This is a genomic window from Mesorhizobium sp. M0701, from assembly GCF_040320365.1.
Classification (GTDB): domain Bacteria; phylum Pseudomonadota; class Alphaproteobacteria; order Rhizobiales; family Rhizobiaceae; genus Mesorhizobium.
This window is the reverse complement of sequence record NZ_JAMYPO010000109.1, coordinates 1-1,480: the sequence shown is the minus strand read 5'-3', so window position 1 is coordinate 1,480 and position 1,480 is coordinate 1. Positions and strand designations below refer to the sequence as shown.

General features: G+C 63.3%; 2 protein-coding genes. Both read right to left on the bottom strand.

The features are described 5' to 3' along the window. On the bottom strand, positions 1-359 hold a 359-nt coding region (locus NKI24_RS35715; protein WP_352750876.1), incomplete at its 3' end, for a GFA family protein. A 71-nt stretch (positions 360-430) separates the two neighbouring features. Then, positions 431-1,480: S-(hydroxymethyl)glutathione dehydrogenase/class III alcohol dehydrogenase (locus NKI24_RS35710; protein ID WP_352750873.1), on the bottom strand; the 1,050-nt coding region annotated here is incomplete at its 5' end.

Below are 1,480 nucleotides of genomic sequence, written 5' to 3'. Positions count from 1 at the left end.
GGATGGATGAAGGACAGCCCCTTGAAAGCGTGGTCGCGCTCGACCGGGCCGTGCATGTGGACGCCGCAGCCGGTGCAGGCATGGCGCAGGATCAGCGCGCCCGGATCGACGATCTTCAGCTTGTCGCCGTTTTCGGTCACCGTCACGTCGTTTGTACCGGCAACCGCCACGACCGAGAACAGCGCGCCTTCCGGCTTCCAGCATTTGGTGCAGCCGCAGGCATGGTTATGGGCGATCTGGCCCTTGACCTTCACCTTGACCGGGTTGCTGGTGCAGGCGCAGACCAGCGTGCCGCCGGCAAAGTCGGCCTTTTCCCGTGGCAGTCCATTGTCGATTTTAGGATGCAGTTTTTCCGGCATTTTTGTCTCCTCCCGTGTTGAACATCTGCATTTTTCGGCCGCTGGCTGGTTAGCCGGCGGCTTTCTTCTCCTCAGTAAACCACCACGCTCCTGATCGACTTGCCTTCATGCATCAGGTCAAAGCCCTTGTTGATGTCCTCGAGCTTCAGCGTGTGGGTGATCATCGGATCGATCTCGATCTTGCCGGCCATGTACCAGTCGACGATCTTCGGCACGTCGGTGCGGCCGCGCGCGCCGCCGAAGGCGGTGCCCATCCAGGTGCGGCCGGTGACCAGCTGGAACGGCCGCGTCGAGATCTCCTGGCCGGCGCCGGCAACGCCGATGATGACCGACTTGCCCCAGCCGCGATGCGACGCTTCGAGCGCCTGCCGCATGACTTTGGTGTTGCCGGTGCAGTCGAACGTGTAGTCGGCGCCGCCGATCTGGTCGGCGCCGCGCTTGGTCATGTTGACGAGATGAGCCACGACATCGCCGTCGATCTCCTTCGGATTGACGAAATGCGTCATGCCGAATTTCTCGCCCCATTCCTTCTTGTCGTTGTTCAGGTCGACGCCGATGATCATGTCGGCGCCGGCAAGGCGCAGGCCCTGGATGACGTTGAGGCCGATGCCGCCGAGGCCGAACACGACCGCCGTCGCGCCTTGCTCGACCTTGGCCGTGTTGATCACAGCACCGATGCCGGTGGTGACGCCGCAGCCGATGTAGCAGATCTTGTCGAACGGGGCGTCGGCATTGACCTTGGCCACCGCGATCTCGGGCAGCACGGTGAAATTGGAAAAGGTCGAGCAGCCCATGTAGTGGAACAGCCTGTCCTTGCCGATCGAGAAGCGCGAGGTGCCGTCGGGCATCAAGCCCTGTCCCTGCGTGGCGCGGATGGCGGTGCACAGATTGGTCTTGCGCGACAGGCAGGACGGGCACTGCCGGCATTCCGGCGTATAGAGCGGGATGACATGGTCGCCCTTCCTGACCGAGGAGACGCCTTTGCCGACGTCGACGACGATGCCGGCGCCCTCATGGCCGAGGATCGCCGGAAACAGGCCTTCCGGGTCGGCGCCCGACAGCGTGAACTCGTCGGTGTGGCAGATGCCGGTTGCCTTGATCTCGACCAGCACCTCGCCATC